The sequence below is a fragment of the Microcoleus sp. FACHB-68 genome (genome assembly GCF_014695715.1).
GTDB lineage: Bacteria > Cyanobacteriota > Cyanobacteriia > Cyanobacteriales > Oscillatoriaceae > FACHB-68.
The window spans coordinates 253,663-270,739 of the sequence record NZ_JACJOT010000013.1; the positions used below are offsets into that span (position 1 = coordinate 253,663).

Annotated in this window: 12 protein-coding genes and 1 tRNA gene; 2 read left to right on the forward strand and 11 right to left on the reverse strand. The window is 48.5% G+C overall.

Annotated features, from left to right (window positions below; translation table 11 throughout):
• Nucleotides 1-91: 91 nt before the first annotated feature.
• Entirely contained in the window at nucleotides 92-3,037 is a 2,946-nt protein-coding gene (gcvP, locus tag H6F73_RS18830; RefSeq protein WP_190760305.1) for an aminomethyl-transferring glycine dehydrogenase, read from the reverse strand.
• A 239-nt stretch (nucleotides 3,038-3,276) separates the two neighbouring features.
• Here gcvP and H6F73_RS18835 point away from each other — a divergent pair, with 239 nt between their 5' ends.
• Entirely contained in the window at nucleotides 3,277-3,432 is a 156-nt protein-coding gene (locus tag H6F73_RS18835) for a hypothetical protein (protein WP_190760306.1), read from the forward strand.
• Between the two features lie 434 nt (nucleotides 3,433-3,866).
• Here the strand turns inward: H6F73_RS18835 and gcvH are convergent, their stop codons facing one another.
• Nucleotides 3,867-4,256, reverse strand: a complete 390-nt coding sequence (gene gcvH / locus H6F73_RS18840) for a glycine cleavage system protein GcvH (RefSeq protein WP_190760307.1) — start codon at nucleotides 4,254-4,256, stop codon at nucleotides 3,867-3,869.
• Between the two features lie 154 nt (nucleotides 4,257-4,410).
• On the opposite strand from gcvH, the gene H6F73_RS18845 reads away from it, so the two are divergent.
• The gene (locus tag H6F73_RS18845) at nucleotides 4,411-5,307 is read left to right on the forward strand and encodes an alpha/beta hydrolase (RefSeq protein WP_190760308.1); all 897 of its coding nucleotides are present in this window, start codon (nucleotides 4,411-4,413) and stop codon (nucleotides 5,305-5,307) included.
• Here the strand turns inward: H6F73_RS18845 and H6F73_RS18850 are convergent.
• The 9 genes from H6F73_RS18850 to H6F73_RS18890 all read right to left on the reverse strand — a co-directional run bounded on the left by H6F73_RS18850 (nucleotide 5,273) and on the right by H6F73_RS18890 (nucleotide 16,597).
• On the reverse strand, nucleotides 5,273-6,205 hold the full coding sequence (locus H6F73_RS18850) for a M28 family peptidase (RefSeq protein ID WP_190760309.1): 933 nt from the start codon (nucleotides 6,203-6,205) through the stop codon (nucleotides 5,273-5,275). The two genes, H6F73_RS18845 and H6F73_RS18850, sit on opposite strands and share 35 nt — an antisense overlap.
• Nucleotides 6,206-6,317: 112 nt before the next feature.
• Nucleotides 6,318-7,478, reverse strand: a complete 1,161-nt coding sequence (gcvT, locus tag H6F73_RS18855) for a glycine cleavage system aminomethyltransferase GcvT (RefSeq protein ID WP_190760310.1) — start codon at nucleotides 7,476-7,478, stop codon at nucleotides 6,318-6,320.
• A gap of 344 nt (nucleotides 7,479-7,822) precedes the next feature.
• Nucleotides 7,823-8,128 (reverse strand): RNA-binding protein, encoded by a 306-nt coding sequence (locus H6F73_RS18860; protein ID WP_190760311.1) that lies wholly within the window; start codon nucleotides 8,126-8,128, stop codon nucleotides 7,823-7,825.
• A gap of 287 nt (nucleotides 8,129-8,415) precedes the next feature.
• Nucleotides 8,416-8,488 (reverse strand) — tRNA-Ala (locus H6F73_RS18865).
• Between the two features lie 126 nt (nucleotides 8,489-8,614).
• A complete protein-coding gene (locus tag H6F73_RS27310; protein ID WP_190760312.1) occupies nucleotides 8,615-8,956 on the reverse strand; it encodes a hypothetical protein in 342 nt (113 codons plus the stop codon).
• A gap of 149 nt (nucleotides 8,957-9,105) precedes the next feature.
• A complete protein-coding gene (gene hisF, locus H6F73_RS18875; RefSeq protein WP_190760313.1) occupies nucleotides 9,106-9,876 on the reverse strand; it encodes an imidazole glycerol phosphate synthase subunit HisF in 771 nt (256 codons plus the stop codon).
• A 235-nt stretch (nucleotides 9,877-10,111) separates the two neighbouring features.
• Nucleotides 10,112-14,515, reverse strand: coding sequence for a PAS domain S-box protein (locus tag H6F73_RS18880; RefSeq protein WP_190760314.1), 4,404 nt, complete (start codon nucleotides 14,513-14,515; stop codon nucleotides 10,112-10,114).
• A complete protein-coding gene (locus H6F73_RS18885) occupies nucleotides 14,496-14,975 on the reverse strand; it encodes a response regulator (RefSeq protein WP_190760315.1) in 480 nt (159 codons plus the stop codon). Before H6F73_RS18885 ends, H6F73_RS18880 begins: the two co-directional genes overlap by 20 nt.
• Nucleotides 14,972-16,597 carry a PAS domain-containing sensor histidine kinase gene (locus H6F73_RS18890; RefSeq protein WP_190760316.1) on the reverse strand — a complete coding sequence of 542 codons (1,626 nt, stop codon included), beginning with the start codon at nucleotides 16,595-16,597 and terminating at the stop codon, nucleotides 14,972-14,974. Before H6F73_RS18890 ends, H6F73_RS18885 begins: the two co-directional genes overlap by 4 nt.
• Nucleotides 16,598-17,077: the final 480 nt, after the last annotated feature.

A 17,077-nucleotide genomic window follows, 5' to 3' on the forward strand; every position in this document is an offset into this window, starting at 1 on the left:
ACTTTGAATGCAAAAATGAATAGTTAAGTTTAATGCTAATTAGCTTAGACCGCCGGCATTTGATCGGGTGGGCAATGCCCACCCAACTTATTTATGCCGGCGAGTATGCCTCCATTGGCAAACAAGAACAGACAAAATTGCGATCACCAAAGGCATTGTCAATCCGCCCGACTGCCGGCCAGAATTTGTGTTCGCGAGTCCACGGAACCGGGAAAGCCGCTTGTTCGCGCTCATAAGAATGGTTCCATTCCGCTACCATCAAGCTTTCTGCCGTGTGGGGCGCATTCTTGAGAACGTTATCTTCAGCATCCGCCTGACCGAGTTCAATTTCCTCGATTTCGTGGCGAATGGCTATCATCGCATCACAAAAACGGTCGAGTTCTTCCTTCGATTCACTTTCTGTGGGTTCTACCATCATGGTTCCCGCCACCGGCCAAGAAACGGTAGGCGCGTGGAAGCCATAATCCATCAAGCGTTTGGCGATGTCATCCACTTCAATACCGGCACTCTTTTTCAGAGATCGCAAATCCAAAATACACTCATGGGCCACTAAGCCGGCTTTTCCTTTGTACAGCACAGGGTAGTAAGCTTCTAATCGGCGGGCAATGTAATTTGCATTCAGAATCGCCACCTTGGTTGCTTGCGTCAAGCCGGCAGCGCCCATCATTACAATGTACATCCATGAAATCGGCAAAATGCTAGCGCTTCCCCAAGGCGCAGCCGAAACCGCACCCACTGAAATTTGAGAATTTTCTCCATTCTTAATTCTCAATTCTTCGTGTTTAACAACCCCGTGTTGAGGTAGGAACGGCACCAGATGGGAGGCGACACCAATGGGACCCATGCCAGGACCGCCGCCGCCGTGGGGGATACAGAAAGTCTTGTGCAAGTTTAAGTGACAGACATCTGCGCCAAAATCTCCTGGCCGGCATAACCCGACTTGAGCGTTCATATTCGCCCCGTCCATATAAACTTGGCCGCCTTGGGCGTGGACAACCTCGCAGATTTCCTTAATTTGCTCCTCGAATACGCCGTGAGTCGAGGGATAAGTCACCATCAGGGCGGCAAGTTCTTTGCTGTGCTTTTGTGCCTTATCCTTGAGATCGTCGAGGTCAACGTTGCCTTGAGTGTCACAGGCAACCGGCACAACTTTCATGCCGCACATGACTGCACTCGCTGGATTTGTCCCGTGGGCTGACTGGGGAATGAGACAGACATCCCGGTGTGCTTCTTGCCGTTGTTCGTGGTATTGACGAATCACCAACAGGCCGGCATATTCGCCTTGAGAACCGGCATTCGGTTGTAGGGAAACTCCCGCAAAGCCGGTGATTTCTGCTAACCATCGCTCAAGTTGCCCGAACAAGATTTGATAACCTTGAGTTTGAGAACGTGGCGCAAAGGGATGAAGTTTGTTGAATTCTGGCCAACTCACCGGCATCATTTCCGCTGTGGCGTTCAGCTTCATGGTGCACGAACCCAAGGGAATCATTGAGGTTGTCAGGGACAAGTCTTTTGCTTCTAACTGGTGTAGGTAGCGCAAAAGCTCGGTTTCCGAGTGATAGCGGTTGAAAACGGGGTGGGTGAGATAGCTACTGCTGCGGAGTTTAAGGCGTGGCCATTCTCCGCTGTGCAATAATTCTTCAACCGTGAAGGGGAGAGTTTCGCTGCCGGCGAAAATATGCCAGAGGTCAAGCAAGTCTGTGACTGTGGCGGTTTCGTCTAGGGAAATGCCGATGGTTGTAGCATCAATGGTACGCAGGTTAATTCGATTAACTTCAGCGGTTTGCAGAATCTCTTCCAGGGATTTTGACCCTAATTCTACCCGCAGTGTATCGAAGAAGGGTTCTGAACCGATGCTGTAGCCCAGACGTTTCAAGCCGACTGCCAGGATAGCAGTTAATTGATGAACTCTCTGGGCAATTCGTTGCAATCCTGTCGGCCCGTGGTAAACGGCATACATGGAAGCAATAACAGCTAGCAGCACTTGTGCAGTACAAATGTTACTGGTAGCTTTATCACGACGAATATGTTGTTCTCGTGTTTGCAAGGCTAAACGCAGCGCCGGCTTACCGTTGGCATCTTGGGAAACGCCGACGATTCGCCCTGGAACTTGCCGTTTATAAGCTTCTCGCGTGGCAAAATAGGCTGCGTGAGGTCCCCCATATCCGAGGGGAACTCCGAAGCGCTGGGTGCTTCCAACGGCAATATCTGCTCCAAATTCGCCGGGGGGTTGCAAGATACAAAGACTTAAAATATCTGCCGCCACTGTCACCAAGGCACCGGCACTGTGGGCTTTTTCAACAAAAGGCCGGTAATCGTAAATTGCCCCATCACTGGCGGGATATTGCAGCAGCGCCCCAAAAATTGCTTGTTCAAAGTTAAACGTTTGGTGATCGCCGACAATGACTTCAATCCCCAGTGGTTTAGCGCGAGTTTGCACAACTTCGATGGTTTGGGGATGGCAGTTTTGGGATACAAAGAAAGCTTTGGCTTTTGTTTTGCAGAAGCCATAGCTCATCGCCATCGCTTCTGCGGCGGCTGTGGCTTCATCCAGTAGAGACGCGTTGGCAATTTCCAAGCCGGTGAGGTCGATAATCATCGTCTGGAAATTCAGTAATGCTTCCAGACGCCCTTGGGCAATTTCCGCTTGATAAGGCGTGTAAGCGGTATACCAGCCGGGATTTTCTAGGATGTTGCGCCCGATAACCGGCGGGGTGATACAGTCGTAATAGCCCATGCCCGTGAATGAGCGGAACACCTGATTTTTTGAGGCAATCTGTTTCAATGTTGCCAAGGCTGCGTATTCGGTTTGCGCTTCCGGCAATTGCAGCGGTTGAGTCAACCTGATTACTTGGGGGACTGTTTTATCGATGAGGGTGTCAAGGGATGGCAGCCCTAGCACATCAAGCATTTGCTGAATTTCATCGGAATTAGGGCCAATGTGCCGATGAACAAATGTATCGGTCGGCGCAAGGTCAGGGTTCAGCAAACTTGATAAATTGGTCTCTGTGCTAGCTGTGGTATTCAAATTAGGCATATAACTCTAACGGTTTAAGAATTTGACTGTGTGCGGCTTCCACCTTGATCCCGACTGGATATCCTATGGCAGGGTGTGGAACGTGAGGTTAACTTGCGCCGGCGGCTAATTTGTAAACAGTCTGTACCTCTACTTATTATTTTGCAACATAACTTAAAGTTTACAGGTAGCTCTGGGCATTCAGCGTACAGTCAGTAAGGTTTTCAGGCTGGGATTTTGGCTGTTATGGGGGATTGGGCATGGGGCATTGGGCATGGGGCATGGGGCATGGGGCATGGGGCATGGGGCATGGGGCAAGGCTTCGCCAACCTAAAGGTATGGGCATGGGAGAAGGACAGACAGTTTTTTTCGTTCGCAGCAATCAGAAAGTTATAGGCTCGTTAACTTACTTATAGGTAGCCCATTCAAAGGCACAGACTATCAGAAGGTCAAAAAATAATAGTTGCTTTATAGTTGCAATTAATAAGTTTTGTCAAAGTTAAAATCTAAACTATTTATAAGCTTTCATAACTTTGCGTTTATTTCACTAAACATAAAAATCGACCCGCTAAAATTGGGTGATTGCTTTGAGTTTGGAAGGATGCCGGAAAGAAAAATTGCCCTAGAAAGCTGATGAGGACGCTTTCCAGGGCAATTTAATAAGCTCACAATTCTTAGGCGCAGGTAAGGGTTCAATCGGAAAATAGAAAACCCCTGATTTCACTTTGTTTGACAACTTGCTTGCTCAGCCGCTGTGCGTCTAGCGCTGTTTTTAGAAGAGATTGAGAGCGAACCTTAAAAAAGAAATGATGAAACTTAACTGTTTTAACCTGGGGTTGGGGATTGCCGGCTAGTCTCCCTCTACCAAGCCGCGATACTCATCCGATGACATCGCCTCATCTAGCTCATCCGCATCGTCAATGCGAAGCTTGAGCAGCCAGCCTTCTCCATAGGGATCGTCTCCCACTTGTTCCGGTGCCTCAATCACTTCGGCATTGCGTTCCACGACGGTGCCGGAAATTGGGGATTTGAGGTCTTCAACCGCTTTCACTGACTCAATTGTTCCAAAAGTATCGCCCTTTCGCAAAGCTTCGCCAATTTCTGGCAGTTCCAGAAACACGATGTCTCCGAGCTGATCGACGGCAAAGGCACTGATGCCAACGGTGGCAATTTCACCATCAAGCCGCACATACTCGTGGGTGTCGAGATACTTCAAATCGTCAGGATATTCCAAGCTCATGTTACTTCCTCACACAACATAGATAAAAGGATTCGCGCAACTGGCGGGTTCTCAGCTCAGGATTGCCGGTGCCCGGAATCTAGCCGGTTATAGCATTAAGTTACTCGTACAGATTATTCCTCAAACTTTCAATTCTGGGTATGTGGTGCTGCAAATGAAGCGAAAAACGTTAAGACATCTGCTGCTGGGCGAATTTTCCTTTAAACGTTTAGGACGCTCTGCCATTATTATTTATGCCTTTGTTTGTTTTTACGCGTACTTTTTTACAGATCGATTGATTTTTCAGCCACCTGTAGCCAGTTATGAGGATTCTCGTGAGACGATCAAGCTGATCTCAGCGGATGGTATTCAGATTGCTGCTATCTATTTGCCGAATCGAGAGGCAACTCACACGATTCTCTACAGCCACGGAAATGCAGAAGATTTGGGGAATATTCGCTGGATGCTTGAGGATTTGCAGAAGATGGGGTTTGCTGTCTTCGCTTATGATTATCGGGGCTATGGGATAAGTGAGGGGAAAGCGACTGAGCAGGGTGCTTATGGGGATATTAACGCTGCCTATAATTATCTGACGCAGAAGCTGGGTGTGTCACCGGCACGAATTATTATCTACGGACGTTCGGTGGGTTCTGGGCCATCCGTTAATTTAGCGAGTCGGGTTAATGCTGCCGGTTTGATCTTAGAAAACCCTTTTCTCTCGGCTTTTCGGGTGATTACACGCATTCCGATTGTACCGTTTGACAAGTTTAGCAATATTGACAAAATTCAGCAGGTGCGCTGTCCGGTTTTGGTCATGCATGGCACTGCTGATGATCTGATTCCATTTTGGCACGGGCAGCAATTGTTTGCGGCTGCAAATGAACCGAAGCGCTTTTTGTGGGTTGAGGGTGCTGGCCATAATGATGTGATGGAAGTGGCCGGCGATCAGTATGCCAAAGCGTTGCGGGAGTTCGTTCAGTTGCTAAAAACTCGCTCCTTAACCTCTGTCTCTGACTCGCTTCCCGCCCACGATGATGTTACTTCTCAAGCAATTCTACGAGGCCGGCGATAACTTTTTGTAAACCGGCAACGACGCGGGCAGTGCTGTCAAAGTCGATTTTATCGGGCGTATCTTGTGGGGTGTGGTAGTAGGGATAGCGGAAGGGCGCGGTATCTGTCACCATAATCGCCTGATAACCTTGCTGCCAGAATGCCCATTGATCTGACCAACCGACGCCGGGAACGTCTGCCGGCAGGGCTGCGCCTTCGCTGGGAAATTTCGCATGGGTACGGAAAGCGCCAACAACTTGTTGCAATAGTTGAGCGCTTTCTGAGTTGCTAACAAAACCGATGAAGTTGCCCGTGAGGGGATAGCTGGCAGCGAGGGGCAAGGGGTATTTCTGGCTGCCAATTTCGTCGGAGTAGTAGCCGATGGTTTCTAGGCTAAGCATGGCAACGACTTTTTCATGACGCTTATGGCAGCGTTGGGCATACCGCAGGCTGCCCATAGAAGGGGTGCCAAAAAATGGGGCTTCTTCGTTGACAAAGGCGACAAAGCGCAGGGTTCTAGACGGTTTTGTGCCGGCAAATGCTCTAGCTAAAGCAAGTACGGCGGCTGTGCCGGTGCCGTTATCATTCGCGCCGGCACAGTTGGGAACCGAGTCATAATGACCGCCAATGATGACAATTTCATCTAGCTTGTCAGTGCCGGCAATCTCAACTTCCAGGTTATGGAACGTTTGCCCGTCGATGTCAAAACTTTGCCGGTGGACTTGATAGCCGCTATCTACAAATGAGACTTCTAAAAAATTTGCAGCAGCAGTGAGCTGTTGATAGCGCCAGCAGTTACGCTCTCCAATTTGGCCGGCTAGCTGTTCAATATCCCGCCGCAGGGCGTCTCGAATGACGATTTCCTGGGCGGTTAGCGGTAGCATCTCACCACTGTAGCTTTCTCCTGGCATCTGGATCATGGCAAAATTCCTTAATCGCTAAAGCACTTTCACAACGAGTTTAAGCACTCAAAAAAATGTCTTCCCTCTGCCTATCTTCTTAGCTGCCCCCGCTCTCCCGCTCTCCCTCTGATTATTTAGAGGGTCGATTCGGTGAGCGATAAAACGGACGCTTGACAACAACGGCTGGATGTAATTTTCCCCGAATTTCAACTTCGAGTTGTTGGCCGGCAGTGGCTAGCTGGGGAGGAACGTAAGCCATCGCAATTGGATAGCCCAGTGTGGGTGAGGGTGCGCCACTGGTAACGACGCCCACCGGCTGGCCGGCATGAAGGATGGGATAGCCGTGACGGGCGATGTGACGTCCTTCCATTTGCAGTCCTACGAGTCGCCGGTTTAAGCCGTCTCGCTTTTGCTGTTCTAGGGCTGATCGACCGATAAAGTCGCCTTTGCTGTCGAGATGGACAACCCAACCTAAGCCGGCTTCTAGGGGTGTTGCGGTATCATCAATATCTTGCCCATAAAGTGGCATAGCAGCTTCCAAACGCAGGGTATCCCGTGCCCCTAGTCCGCAAGGAGTGACGCCGGCTGCCAGGAGATTTCGCCATAGCTGAATGGCAATTTGTGGGTCTACCATGATTTCAAAGCCATCTTCGCCGGTGTAGCCGGTTCGGGCAAGGAAAGCGGGCGCACCCAGCACGGAAGTTTCTAAATGACCGAAGGGCTTCACCGGCTTGAGATCGGCGTCTACAAACGGCTGGAGATAGCTGGCGGCTTGTGGGCCTTGAAGGGCGATCAGGGCTTTTTCTTGGGATAAATCTTGCAAATCAATTTCTGTTGATTTTAGGTGGGCCAATAGCCATGCTTTGTCTTGGGACTGGGTGGCGGCATTGACGATGATCATTCCTCTGTGTTCACCGCTATCGGTTTGGCCTTGGTAATAGAAGATGATGTCGTCTAGGATGGTGCCTTGATCGTTTAATAAAACAGTGTACTGGGCTTGTCCTGGTTGCAGCCGGCTCAGATCCGAGGGCACTAAAAACTGAAGCTGTTCGATTAGCTGTTTACCTTTTAGGGCGAATTTGCCCATGTGGGAGATGTCGAATATTCCCGCTGTGGTGCGAACTGCTTGGTGTTCCTGGTTGATGCCGGCATACTGCACCGGCATTAAGAAGCCGGCAAAATCGGTCATCCGGGCATTTAGTTCGACAGAAAGAGCGTACAGGGGTGTCCGGGCGGGTGCTGTTTCTGGATGCAAATCTTTGGTTTCGCTGTTGTGGGTTGACTTAGTCACAAATTGTTTTTATGCCGGTGAATATTTTCTATATTAAAGGCACTCTTTAAATCTCAAACTTTGTCGTAGATTCTCTCACTATTGGGCATGGGGCATGGGTCAAGGCTTCGCCAACCTAAAGGTAGGGGCATGGGTCAAGGCTTCGCCAACAAGAACGGTAGGGGCATGGGGAACTGGCCACTCAGGACTCAGAACTCAGCACTAACTTTACTCAGCACTCAGCACTAAAGAAAAGGCTCAAGCATTGCTGCCTGAGCCTGTTTAGATTAAATTACTTCCTGAGACTGATAGCGCTTAAAAGTGAATTAAGCTTTCTTGTCTGAGTCTGGATTTGGCTTCACAACTTAGTAGCGGCGAGAGAAGCTGTTGTTCCGCCGGCCACCACCGCCACCACCAGGACCGCGATCCTCACGAGGCTTGGCTTTGTTCACTTTCAGATCCCGGCCCATCCATTCAGCACCATCAAGCGCTTCAATGGCTGCGGTTTCTTCGGCTTCGGTTTCCATTTCAACGAAACCAAAACCACGAGGACGACCTGTTTCCCGGTCGGTGGGTAGCTGAACACGCTTGACAGAACCATATTCTGCAAAAACGGCGCTCAAGTCTTCTTGGGTCACTTCGTAGGATAGATTGCCTACATAAATAGACATAAATTGTCTCCAAAACTCAATAGGTGTAGAGATTGATATTTCGGAGAGTAGCTTGTCAAGATCAAAAGGAAAATGCCTGTCAACACTAGAAACAAACGCTGCAACCGAATTTAACTCTCAAATACGATCCTAGCATAGCTTTCAGCCTTGAGGAGGAGATTTGCCAACGCGTGAGAAAATCAATAGCTGGCTGTGAAAGTATAAGGATATATCATCAATTTTGACCAAATTTTGCTTGCCTGAGCGCAAAATATTGGCACCGATCACATTATTTTATGCAGATTATATGGAGCTAAGCGGACTCGAACCGCTGACCCCCTCAATGCCATTGAGGTGCTCTACCAACTGAGCTATAGCCCCTTCCAGCGCTTTATTATCTTGCCTTAAGTGTTAGCGATTCGTCAAGTCTTTTTCACCGGCTTTTTTTATTTAACTGAAAGCTAGGGTGATCATCTCAGATTCTAGCTTTCGGTTTATAACTGGGCCTTATCTCAGACGCAGCTGTGTTGTTGTCTGCAAGTTAGAAGCCGGCATGACTTCGCTACCGACGAAGGGGATACCTTCATCCATTAGCCCATCCCATTCAGAAACCCAGCTTAGATATTCTTGATCGATTGATCCATCAAGTGAATAAGGCTGCTGGGTCATTTGTGTGACGTAGCCGATATAGCCACCCATCAAAAAATAAACCGCCACCATAGCCGCTGCTGCTGTTGCAACTAGGGTGCCGGCCAACATTAAGGCAAACTCCTGGTTTTCCACTGCCTCTTGCATCAGGTGCAGTGACCAAGCTACCAGGGCAATAACAATAATCAGTATTATGAACATCACTTTACATAATTTAACTTTTGATATCTTGACATATTGTAACACTTAGCTCAATAAGTGCAACGAGCTGATGTCAAGTCTTGGTTCCCTGGTTTTTTGGCAAAGTGAGAAGCTTGGAAACTGCATCCTTCCTAATTTCTCATAATCCTTTAGAGCAAACGCACGGGGACTTGATGGGCGGCTAAGTGTTGTTTAATTTCAGAGACGGTTAACTGTCCGTAATGCAGCAGAGAGGCTAAAAGAGCGGCTTCTGCTTGACCGGCACTGAGGGCTTCATAAATGTGATGACAGTTGCCGGCACCACCTGAAGCAATGACTGGAATTTGCACTTGTTCAGCAATCGAGCGGGTTAACGCTAAGTCATACCCAGCTTGAGTTCCATCGGCATCCATACTCGTCACCAGCAGCTCACCTGCACCGCGCTGCTCAACTTCTTTCGCCCATGCCAGCGCATCAATGCCGGTGTTTTCTCGTCCGCCCCTGACATAGACATCCCAGCCTGGATTTGCTGGATCGGAGCGCCGGCGGGCATCTATAGCCACTACAATACACTGGTTGCCAAACCGCTCACTGGCCTTATTAATAAACTCAGGATCGCGCACAGCAGCGGAGTTTACGCTCACTTTATCCGCACCGGCTCGTAACAATTTTTTAATAGTTTCTAAGTTTTGGATGCCGCCGCCGACTGTCAACGGTATAAATACCTGTTCTGCGGTGCGGTACACCACGTCATAGATAATATCGCGGTCTTCATGAGTGGCTGTAATATCCAGAAACACCAATTCATCGGCACCGGCCTCATTGTAAACCTGAGCTAGCTCTACCGGATCGCCGGCATCCCGCAGGTTGACAAAATTCACACCTTTGACGACCCGACCGGCTTTAACATCCAGGCAGGGTAAAATTCGCTTGGCCAGCATAGTAACTCCTTTAAAGTACAAACGCCACTGACAGCGAGTTCTGCTGGCGTTCCGATTATGAAGATTAACGCAAGACAGCCGGTTTTGAAACTATCTAACTGTGTAACTGGATGTGTTACTGGGCTATTCCCTATTTTTCCCTAATTTTGGATGCCGGTTACACATCCTGAAGCGGGTGAATTTTGTTCACCTGATTACACACAAATTTTCTTTAATGAACCGGCTGTCTGCTTGCTTAAGAAGCAGTTGAGTTGTTTAGAGGGATGGGGACAACCGAATTCGCCAATCGCTTTAATGGCAGTGTCACAGTAAACGTCGTGCCGGCACCCAGTTCGCTTTCCACCGCTACCTTGCCGCCGTGTAAATCCACGCACTGTTTAACGACAGCTAGCCCCAGTCCTGTGCCAGGGAGAGTGCCGACATTTTGGGCGCGATGGAAAGCTTCAAACAATCGAAGTTTATCTTCAGCAGGAATGCCAATTCCTTCATCTTGAATTTTGAAGATGATCTCGGAAGCTTGGCAACAAAGTTCAAACCGAATTGTCCCCCCTTGAGGAGAATATTTGATAGCATTTGAAAGCAAATTGCCGAGGAGTAGTCGCAACAACTTTGGATCGAGATAAGCTTCGATAAATTCGTTTTGGCTCAGAAAAAAAAGCGTGTGTTGACCAACTGATCCCATTTGGGTTGCTTGTACCACTTCGCGACAAAATTGCGTTAATTCAACCACGGTTGGGTTAAATGGAAGCCTGCCGGCTGTTGTTTGGCCGATAAATAAAACATCTTCTAATAATTGAATCATATTCACAACCGAGGTTTGAATTCGCACCAAATGTTCCATTTTTTTCTGATTGTTTTCACTTGGCCATATTTGAAAGTAATATTCTAGTAAATCTGCAGAAGAAATAATCGTACTTAATGGCGTGCGAAACTCGTGAGAAACCATTGAAACAAAGCGAGTTTTAAGTTCGCTGAGTTCTTTTTCCTTTTCTAAAGCATTCAGAAGTTCGGCTTCTACTAGCTTGCGTTCGCTAATGTCTTCCGCAATGCCGGCAATACGATAAACTTCTCCAAGTTGATTGCGAACAGGAAAAGTCCGCGCCCAAATCCAGCGAATCTCTCCATCAGAGCGCACAATTCGGTACTCTTTATTGATGTATTGTTCTCCTACCCTGGATTTGTTGAAAGCACTAAGTACGTGCGCTCGATCATCGGGATGGATAGAGTCAAACCACGATCTCGGCTGCTCGTAAAGACTCTGGCAGGTACGACCCCAAATTTTTTCGTAAGCAGGACTGATGTAGAGCATATCCTTCGCATCAAGAGAAACCATCCAAATCACTTGATGGATGTTTTCTGCAAGTTGGCGGAAACGCTCTTCGCTATTTTGCAGCAATTCCACAGCCTGCTTGCGTTCGGTGATGTCTTCGACTGTGCCGACATAACCAATTGGCTGGCCTTGATCTGACAACAAAGGCGATGATCGGATATGAGCAAAACGAATAATTCCCTCTTTCGTTTGGAAGCGAAACTCGTCAGAGTATTCCCTACGTTCACGAGTAAATTCAGACCAATCTTGAAATACCCGTTCGCGATCATCTGGATGGATTGAGTTCGTCCAACCTGTTCCTACGCTTTCTTCTAAAGTGAAACCACAGATAGCTTGACAGCGGGGGTTCGTGTAGCTACACCGGCCTTCAGTATCAGTAATGAAGATACCCACTGGCGAACAGGCACCTAAAGAGCGAAATAATTCTTCGCTCGATCTTAATTCTTCCTCTGCCTGCTTGCGTTCGGTGATGTTTTGCGCCACAATCATGCCGGCTAAAATTTCACCGCGCTCGTTTTTCACCGGCAGTGCGTGGGCGCTGTAAATGCGATTTGCATACTGATATTCAGCCTGGGTTTGGGTGCCGGCGAGTGCGGCGCGATAAATCGGTTCTAGGCTTTCACAGTGTTCGGGTGGGTAGACTTCCCAAATGGTCTTTCCTTCTAATAACTGTTTAGAAAGACCCACGGTTTCTAACTCTTGACCTTCTGCGAGGGTGTAGCGGAGATCTTGATCAAACAAGACAACAGCGCCATCAGGGAAATTTCTCGCCAGTGTGGAATAAAGCTCTTGACTTTTTTGCAGAGCAGCCTCTGCTTGCTTGCGTTCTGTAATATCTATCCAGACGCCAATAATCTCAAGCACTTCGCTGCTATCGTTGGGGGCGACAACAGCGCGATCAAGAAACCAAAGATAGGAACCATCAGCACACTGCCAACGGTATTCAACCGTAATTTCGCCTTTTTCGACTATAGTTTCAAAACTGTCGCGTACTCTTTGTTGATCATTAGGATGCAGCCTCGACCCCAACCAGTAAGGATCGTCAGTGAACTGGTGGCTAGGGAAGCCGGTAATGCGTTCAACATTTTCGCTCACCCACGTAGTCTTGAAGCTGCCGGAGGCGTGTGCACTGTAGAGCACCACGGGAACTGAGCGCAGGAGGAAAGCTTGTCGCTGTTCGCTCTCTCGCAGCGCCTCTGCTGCGTGCTTGCGCTCGGTGACATCGCGCAAGACTGATAAATGCTGGCCGGGGAGAATATGGGCAGTTGCGGAAAACTCTACATCTCGCAACGAACCATCCAGTCGCACAATCCGAAATTCTCCAGTTTGCTGCCCTTGTTGCAGAAAAATTTGCCACGCTTGGTCAAAATTTACATTCTGCGCTGTAAAGTCTGCTATACAGCGGCCTATGAGCTGTTGCTGGGACAGGCCAAAAAGGTGACAGGCGGCTGGATTGGCCTGGAGATAACTGCCGGCATCATCTGCAATCAGAATTGCGTCAAGAGCATTGTCAAAGATAGCCCGTAGTTGTTGTTCTCTCTCAGCTAATGCAGCCGCAGCTTCTACGCGGTCGGTAATATCTCGTACGGTGGCAACAACTGACTCAACGCTACCATCGCTGCCGTGAATTGGACTTAAGATGTACTCGAAGTCTCGCAAACCCTTAGCCGTGGGGAACTTCATCTCGGCCCTCAAGGTTAACCCGCGCTCGAAGACTGCTTGCCGTTGGGTGTCAAATATCTCCATCTTCTGTGCCGGCAACCCTAGCTGAGGCCAAGTTTTCCCGATGATTTCTGTTTGCTGGAAGCCCAAGGTGCTAGCGCCGGCAAGACTGACGTAGGTATACGTCCCGCTGCGGTCAAACAGGTAGAAGAGGTCTGGAGAGGCTGAAAGAATTTCGTCAAGGGTTCTGGCTTGCTGTTCGAGCAAAGCGGCTAACCTTTGTTGTTCTGCTTCTGCCTGCTTGCGAGCGCTAATGTCTTGGATGACCGTAATGAAATATTTCGGTTCACCTAAAGCGGTTGGTATCGATTCGGATTCAATGAATTCACTATGATTCTCGCGTATGAGTGAGACTGTAACCTGACTCCAGATTACAGAACCATTTTTGCCGATCCAACGCTTTTCTAAGGCAAAAGTCTGGATCTGGCCGGCAAGTAGCGAACGGGTATTATCAAGGGTCACCTCTAGGTCATCTGGATGAGTGATCTCCTGAAATGTCTTTGACAACAGTTCTTCTGGGGTGTGTTCGACAATGTCGCCAAAGCGCTGATTAACGCGGACAAACCGGCCATCTGGCGAGACGTGAGCGATCCCCACAGCGGCTTGCTCAAAAGTGGCGCGAAATCGCTGCTCGCTTTCCCTGAGCGCTTTCTCGGTCTGCTGGCGCTCGGCCACTTCTGCCAAAAGTTGCTGATTCGCCTGTCTTAATTGAGCTGTGCGTTGCTGCACTTTGTGTTCTAGCTGTTCGTTCAGCTGTTGCAGTGCCGCCTGAGATTGCTTGCGCTCCGTGATATCGCGACCTTCAGCAATCAGTAACAAAACTTGACCTGTCTCGTCCTTCACCGGCTTGAGGGAGAAGTCAATGGTCATGATGGCATCTGTTGCAGAAGGCAGATCCATTTCATAACGAACCAATTCGCCGGCTGCGGCACGGCCAATGGCCGCTTGCAATTGTTTTTGTGCCGGTGTCAGCGCTACAGAGGATGAAGTTTGCAGCTCTGTGGCCTGATCTTGCTTCCACCACCGGCACTCCCAAAACAGATGTCCCACAACGTCTGTATGGGTAAGTTTGCAGAAGTCGAGTGCTGTCTGGTTGGCTTCCACCAGCGTGCCGTCGGGTTTAAGCACTGCAATGAAGTGGAATGTCTGGTTGAAGATTGCCCGCAAGCGTCTCTCGCTTTCACTTAGCGCTTTCAATGTTTGCGTGCGATCAATCGCATAGCGAATGGCACGCTCTAGTAAAGGCGCATCGATCTGGCCTTTGGTCAGGTAATCTGCCGCGCCGGCTTTCATGATCTCAACGTCTACTGCGTAGTCTCTTTGGCCGGTCAGAAAGATCGCGGGCGCTTGCTGTTCCGAGTTGAGTGCCTCACGCAAAACTTCCAATCCATTACGCTTGCCCAGACAGTAGTCAATCAGATACACGTCGTGTTCATGACGGGCGATCGCATCTAAAGCTTTCTCACACGTATCGGCCCATTCTAGGATGAACTTTTTTCCCTTAATCTCAGAGAGCAAGTCTCTTGTGATCACGTAGTCGTCTTCGTCGTCTTCTACCAAAAGCACTTTAACGTGGCTGTTGTCCATATCCATCCCCAACTCCGTTAGGTGGCAGTTCGACAATTCCAAACCAATATTTGCTTAAAGTTTCCATGATATCGACAAGAGAATCAAAGGTCATGGGCTTGGTAATAAACGAGTTTGCCCCGCCATCATAGGCAGTTTTGATATCTTCATGAGTCTTTGAGGTTGTGAATACCACAATCGGAATTCGTCGTAAATCTGGGTCAGCTTTGATTTCATTGAGTGCCTGTCGCCCGTCTTTTTTGGGTAGGTTCAGATCAAGCAGAATGATTGCCGGTCGGGGTGAGTTTTCCTGGGTATATTGGCCACGCCGGTACAAATAATCCATTAATTCTTCGCCATTTTCAACGCAGTGAAGATCGCTTAATACGGAGCTTTCCTCTAGCGCATCTTGGGCTAAAAGCCGGTCATCTGGATCGTCTTCAGCCAGCAAAATCGTGATGGGGCGGCGGCGCTGATTCACTTTAGATTTCCTCCTTTGAACTGTTTTACCGGCAGCATAACCGTAAAGGTTGCTCCCTCTCCTAGTGAGCTTTTGGCCGTGATACTGCCGCCGTGGCGATCAACAATTTTGCGACAAATTGCTAAACCGATGCCGGTGCCTTCGTATTGACTGCGGCTGTGCAAACGTTGAAAAGGGACAAAAATTTTATCAAGGTACTTTTGCTCAAATCCGATGCCGTTATCTTCTACTGTAATCTGATAAAACTCCTGATAGGAAATATTGCCGGCTGGGGTTTCCTCGACTTGGTTCACCAGTTGACTGCGGATCTTAACGGCGGCGCTTTCTTCGGGCCGGCTGAATTTCAAGGCATTGTCAATTAAATTTTGCAGCAATTGGCGCATCTGAGTTGGATCGGCTTCCAGGCTTGGCAGTTCTCCAATGTCTACAGATCCACCTGAAGACTCGATCCGCGTTTCCAGATCACACAGCACTTCTGTTGCGACTGTAGCAAGATTAACTTTAACAAAAGATTGAGCTTGAGTGGCCACTCGCGATATGGCTAGCAAGTCGTCGATTAACGTTTGCATTCGTTTGGCTGCATTGTGCATTCGCTCTAGATAATCTCGCCCTTGAACGTTGAGCACATCTCCGTATTTGACCTTCAGCCGGTCGCCAAAGGTTTGGATTTTTCGCAGCGGTTCTTGCAAGTCGTGGGAAGCTACATAAGCAAAATCTTGCAATTCGCGGTTTCTCACTTCTAGTTGAGCTGAGTAGGCTTTTAAGACTTCCTCAGCCTGTTTAAGTTTTGTGATGTCTCGCCCCACGGCTTGGATCTCTACACAACTGTCTTGATCGTCAAAAATTGCTCGGTTACTCCACTGCTGAGTGCGGATTTCTCCGTGAGAGTTGAGGATGCGATGGGTGATAGTAACTATCGGCTTTTCTTTGCTCAGAGCGTTTAGTTGTGCTTTGACTTTTTCTAAGTCTTCTTCCAAAATCATTGGGCAAAAGCTGCTGCCAATCAAATCCTCTTGGGTTCCCCCAAAGTAGCGACAGTAAGCTTGGTTGACGAAGGTGAGGGTGCCTTCGGGCAAAAAGCGACAAATCAGTTCAGTTTGATCTTCAACGATCGCGCGGTAGCGAGCTTCGCTCTGACGCAGTGCTTCCTCACTTTTCTGGCGCTCAAGGATTTGCTTTTCCAGGTTTTGGTTGATGAGCGCGAGCTGGGTAGGACTAGGAAGTGCGAGTGCTTGGGGAAGCAAGGGGATGAGTTGGACAGCGGTGTAGAGGGAAACAATTGCGGTAAAGGCTTTAATGATGCCAGCTACCCAGTAGTTCGGATGCCAGAGTGTCCACACTTCCATAATATGGGTGGTGCCACAGGCAATGATGAAGGCTCCAAATAACCAGAAAATCCACCGAAAGGGTAAGTCGCGCCGGTGTTGCACGAAGTAGATTAGGGTGATTGGAATCGAGTAATAGGCAAGTGCGACTAAAGAATCTGACACGACATGAAGCCACACTAATCCGGGTTTCCAGAGGTAGCACATCCCGTGCGGCATAAAGCCTGCCGGTAGATGCAACTGGCCGGGGTGAATAAGTTCTCCCGCTGAAAGTAAGCTGGTTAAGAAGTTGATCATGAAATTTTCCACTGATTTTCCCTTCTTCCCTACCAGGGAAATTGGGGCCGGTTTATTGGGTGTTTAATGTTAATTTAATAAAAAATTTTTATGCTTTGTAGCCACTACTTTATTATGGGAAAGCATTCAGGTCATCAATCTTTAGTTCGATCCCCCACCCACTGCGATCCTTTGCTATGCCTGGAGGGCACACTACGCTAATTCGCCTATTACGAAATTGGGGGGCTTGCCTTCACAGGGTTGTACAGTGGTCTTGAAACAATGATTTTTATTTTTTCTTAAGCTTAAACCGGCATCTCTCTAGTTTCAGAACGTTCACTAAAATTTTCCTTCCTAAATTTCCAGCCCTTGCCTAAAAATTCTGTTCTTGTTACTCAACCCACCAAATTAACATAAGTTCCTCCAGTTAGCCTTTGAGTTTAAAAAGCACTTAATTTATTATTTTATCTTAATCAACAAAGTTGGGTGTTCCCACAAAGA